The organism is Dietzia sp. HMSC21D01, from assembly GCF_001815995.1.
GTDB classification, from domain to species: domain Bacteria; phylum Actinomycetota; class Actinomycetes; order Mycobacteriales; family Mycobacteriaceae; genus Dietzia; species Dietzia cinnamea.
In genome coordinates this window covers 1-4,527 of record NZ_KV824174.1, presented here as the reverse complement: position 1 = coordinate 4,527, position 4,527 = coordinate 1, and the positions used below count along the sequence as shown (strand labels likewise).

The following is a 4,527-nucleotide window of genomic DNA, read 5'->3' as shown; positions in this document are numbered from 1 at the left end:
GGGCGCGGTCGCGTCGACGCGGGCGGTCACGCCGCCCCGTCGCGCACCCGGTGCACGGCCTGGGTGAAGCGCTCGACGCCGGCGTCGACTTCCTCGGAGGTCACCACCAGAGCCGGGATGAGGCGCACCACCGACCCGGTCGGCCCACACGTCAGGGTGAGCAGGTCCTCGTCCACGCACGCCTGCTGGACGGCCGTCGCCAGGCGCGCGGCCTCGAGCGCGCCGGCGCTGCCGGCGGGCGCGGTCGGGTCGCCGAACTCGACGCCCAGCATGAGCCCGGTACCGCGGATGTCGCAGATCTCGCTCACGTCCGCCAGGCTACGCCGCAGTCCGTCGAGGAGCTGGGCTCCGCGCTCGGCCGCGCACTGCACGAGGCTCTCGCGCTCGACCACGCCGAGCGTCGCCACCCCGGCCGCGGCCGCCACGGCGTTGCCGCCGTAGGTGCCGCCCTGGGAGCCGGGCCAGGCCTTGGCCATGAGCTCGGTGGGTGCCGCGATCGCGGAGATGGGGAAGCCGGAGGCGATGCCCTTGGCGGTGATGATGACGTCCGGGACCAGGCCCTCGGTGTGCTGGTGGCCCCAGAAACGGCCGGTGCGTCCGATGCCGGCCTGGACCTCGTCGAGGACCAGAAGCGCACCTGCCGCGTCGGCGCGCTCACGCAGACCCTGGAGGTAGCGCGGGGGAGTGGCCATGTACCCGCCGTCGCCGAGGACGGGTTCGATGAGCAACGCCGCGATCTCGCGGGCGTCGACGCGGGTGGCCATGAGGTAGTCCAGCTCGGCCAGCGCGAAGTCCACGGCGTCGTCGGTGGTCCAGCCGTGGCGCAGCGCGTGGGGGAACGGGGTCATCACCACGCCGCCCATGAGGGGGGAGAAGCCGGCGGAGAAGCGGGTGCCGGCGGTGGTGAGGCTGGCCGCGGCGACGGTGCGGCCGTGGAAGCCGCCCTGGACGGTGACGATGTTCGGCCGGCCCGTGGCCATGCGCGCCAGACGCACGGCGGCTTCGACCGCCTCGGAGCCGGAGTTGGCGTAGAACACCGAGTCGATGCCGGCCGGCAGGTGCTCGCCCAGCTTCTCGGTGAGCTCGAGCAGCGGCTGGTGCATGACGGTCGTGTACTGCGCGTGGATGATCTTCCCGCACTGCTCGCGCGCGGCCGCCACGACGTCGGGATGGCAGTGGCCGGTGCTGGTCACGCCGATGCCGGTGGTGAAGTCCAGGTAGTCGCGGCCGTCGGTGCCGTGGATCCACGAGCCGAGGGCGTGGTCCACCACGACGGGCGTTGCCTGCTTGAGAAGGGGCGACAGATGCGCGGTCATGCGGTCAGTGTGTGGCCGCCCCGGTCGATTGTCAACAATCCGACGATCGCGCGACGCGATCGGACGGCCGCGCTACCGTGGCCGCATGGACCGCCGCACCGACCGCCGCACCGACCCGAGCCCCGCCCGCGACTCCCGGCCCACCGTCGTCGTGCTCACCGCGGACGGCGTCGAGCCGCCCACCACGCTCGACGAGATCCGTGGCCTCGCCGACGTGCGCGCGTGCACGGCCGACACCCTCGCCGACGCGCTGCCCGGCGCGCAGATCCTGCTGGTATGGGACATCTTCTCCGACGCCCTGGCCTCCGCCTGGCACGCCGCCGACGCGCTGCGGTGGGTCCACGTGGCCGCCGCCGGGGTGGACAAGCTGCTCTTCGACGAGCTGCGCGACTCCGACGTCCTGGTCACCAACGCCCGCGGCGTCTTCGACGGTCCCATCGCCGAATACGTCCTGGCGTGCGTGATGGCCCACGACAAGCGCCTCCACGAGACCGAGGCGCTGCAGCGCGCGGGGCGGTGGTGCCACCGGGAGACGACCCGGGTGGCGGGACGGCGCGCCCTGGTCGTGGGCACCGGCGGGATCGGACGGGCCACCGCGAGGCTCCTGCGGGCGGTCGGACTCGACGTGGCCGGGGCGGGACGTCGACCGCGCGACGACGACGAGGACTTCGGCCGCGTCCTGGACTCGGCCCGCCTGGTCGACCATCTCGGCGACGTGGACCATCTCGTCATGGTGGCGCCGCTGACCGACGCGACGCGGGGGATGCTCGGCCCCGCGGAACTGGCAGCACTGCCCGACGGTGCCCACGTGGTGAACGTCGGTCGCGGAGAGCTGGTCGATCAGGAGGCCCTCACGCGCGAGATCGGGGCGGGCAGACTCTCGGCGCACCTGGACGTCCTCGTCGTCGAACCCCTCCCCGGGGGCGACCCCCTCTGGACGCTCGACGGCGCGCACATCAGTCCCCACATGTCCGGCGACGTCGTGGGGTGGCGGGACACACTGTCCGGACAGTTCCTCGACCACCTGCGCACGTGGGCGGGCGGCGGGACTCCCGGCCCACCGGTGGACAAGGGTCGAGGATACGTCAGCGGCTGAGAGTTGTCCGAGATCGTCGCCACGGATACGGTCGGCCCCACGAGGGCGGCACCCCTCGTTTTCCCGAGTCAGCCGGGGTTTTCAGGCTGAGGAGAGAAAGGAGTCGTAGTGACCATTGCCGTTGATGACTACCAGACCCGCGTGACCGGGCGCCCGGAGATCGTCGAGCGCCGGGACCCCGTCATCTGGGGGAGCAGCCAGGATCCCGAGGTGCTCGAGTTCGAGGAGAAGGGATTCGTCCAGCGCGAGGGCGCCCTGGACCAGAGCCGGATCGACGCCTGCTGGGAGGAGCTCCGACGGTTCGGGGACGACCCCGCGATGAAGGACGATCCCCGCATCATCCGCGAGGAGGGCGGCCGGGCCGTCCGGTCGATCTTCGACGTGCACGAGCTCAGTGAGGTCGTGTGGGAGGCCGTCGAGCAGTCCGGCGCGATCGATCTGGCCCGCCAGATCCTCGGATCCGATGTGTACGTTCACCAGAGCCGGCTCAACTACAAGCCCGGCTTCGCCGGCGGCGCGTTCTACTGGCACTCGGACTTCGAGACGTGGCACGCCGAGGACGGCATGCCCAAGCCGCGCGCCTGCAGCGCCTCGATCGCGCTCACGCCCAACGAGACCTACAACGGTCCGCTGATGATCATGCCGGGCACGCACAAGTACTACGTCCAGTGCGCCGGTGAGACGCCCGAGGACTACTACAAGGAGTCGCTCGTGACGACCGCGCCGAAGGTGGGCGTTCCGTCCGAGGAGCACATCACCGAGATGTACCGCGAGCACGGACTCGACGTCCTCACCGGCGGCGCGGGCTCCATGACGATGTTCGACTGCAACGCGCTGCACGCCTCGGGTGGCAACATCACCCCGCTGCCGCGCGCCAACGTGTTCATCGTGTTCAACAGCGTCGAGAACGAGCTCGCCGAGCCGTTCGCGGGCACGCCGCCGCGCCCGGACTTCCTCGCGCGTCGGCCCTGAGGTCTCACGCCCCGCCCGGGGGGTCCAGGCCGACCTCCCGGGCGGCGGCCGTGAACGCCGCGACGAACGCCTGGAGCGGGCGCCTCCGGGCGTCGCGGCGACGATGGGTGATCGACACCGTCCTGGTGAGCCCGTCCCTCAGCGGCAGAACGTCCACGTCGGCAGCGAACGTGGTCAGGCCGAGATCGGAGGCGAGCGTGACGCCGAGGCCGGCGGCGACCAGGGCCAATGCCGTGGACTGCTCACCCGCCTCGTGGCGCACCTCCGGCTCGAAGCCCGCTTCCCGGCACGCGATCCGCACCGCCCGGCCGAAGTGCGAGCGCGGGTGCGCGACCACCCACGGCGCCCCCGCGAGGTCGGACAACGACACCTGCGCGGTCGGCATCGACCCGCGCGGCACCACCGCGTGCAGGGCCTCCCGCGCGATCGGCAGCCGCGCGAGGTCCGGCACGTCCGCCATCGCATAGCTCGAGTAGTCCAGCACGAACGACAGGTCCAGCGAGCCGTCGCGGACCGCGCCCGTCGTGTCCTCCGGGGCCAGTTCGCGGCTGCGCACGGCGATCCCCGGGTGATCGCGGGACAGGATCGCGATCCCGGCCGGCAGCAGCGTGGTGGCCACCGACGCCCATACCCCGGCCGTGAGCGTCGTCCCGACGCCCGCCCTCGCCGACTCCATCGCGTGGCCCGCGTCCTCCACCGCGGACAGGATCGTGCGCGCGTGCTCCGCCAACACGAGTCCCGCCTCCGTCAACGCGAGACCACGACCCCGCTTCTCGAACAGGGGCGTCCCCGCCTCGCGCTCGAGCAGCGACAGCTGCTGCGACACGGCCGAGACGGTGTACCCCAGGCCCGCGGCGACCGCGGTGACGGTGCCCCGTCGCTCCAGTTCGTGGAGCAACCGCAGGCGGTGCAGGGACGGCTCCATGCCCCGAGAGTAGGAGCCCCCGGGTCGAACGTGCAGGAAAAGTGAACGGTCGGGTCCACGAAGTCTCGCTGGACCCGCCCGGGGACGCGGACCCATGCTGGGGACACCCCCGCCGGACCCGCCGACGGACGAGGTCGCCGAGGAGGCGAGCACCATGACATCCATCGAGATCCCGGGCACGACCGGCCACACGGGGGCCGGCCCGCAGACCGGGCCCG

At 72.4% G+C, this 4,527-nt stretch carries 4 protein-coding genes; 2 read left to right on the top strand and 2 right to left on the bottom strand.

Going from position 1 to position 4,527, the window contains the following annotated elements:
• Positions 1–26: 26 nt before the first annotated feature.
• Positions 27–1,316: an aspartate aminotransferase family protein gene (locus HMPREF3086_RS17485; RefSeq protein WP_070723222.1), complete on the bottom strand. Its 1,290-nt coding sequence runs from the start codon at positions 1,314–1,316 to the stop codon at positions 27–29.
• Between the two features lie 85 nt (positions 1,317–1,401).
• Here HMPREF3086_RS17485 and HMPREF3086_RS17480 point away from each other — a divergent pair, with 85 nt between their 5' ends.
• Together HMPREF3086_RS17480 and thpD are read left to right on the top strand one after the other, a co-directional pair.
• Complete coding sequence (locus HMPREF3086_RS17480) at positions 1,402–2,412, top strand: D-2-hydroxyacid dehydrogenase (protein ID WP_070723218.1); 1,011 nt, start codon at positions 1,402–1,404, stop codon at positions 2,410–2,412.
• A gap of 108 nt (positions 2,413–2,520) precedes the next feature.
• The gene (thpD, locus tag HMPREF3086_RS17475) at positions 2,521–3,384 is read left to right on the top strand and encodes an ectoine hydroxylase (protein WP_061916484.1); all 864 of its coding nucleotides are present in this window, start codon (positions 2,521–2,523) and stop codon (positions 3,382–3,384) included.
• 4 nt (positions 3,385–3,388) lie between these two features.
• Here thpD and HMPREF3086_RS17470 read toward each other — a convergent pair whose 3' ends face one another.
• Positions 3,389–4,309: a LysR family transcriptional regulator gene (locus HMPREF3086_RS17470; RefSeq protein WP_070723215.1), complete on the bottom strand. Its 921-nt coding sequence runs from the start codon at positions 4,307–4,309 to the stop codon at positions 3,389–3,391.
• Positions 4,310–4,527 lie beyond the last annotated feature (218 nt).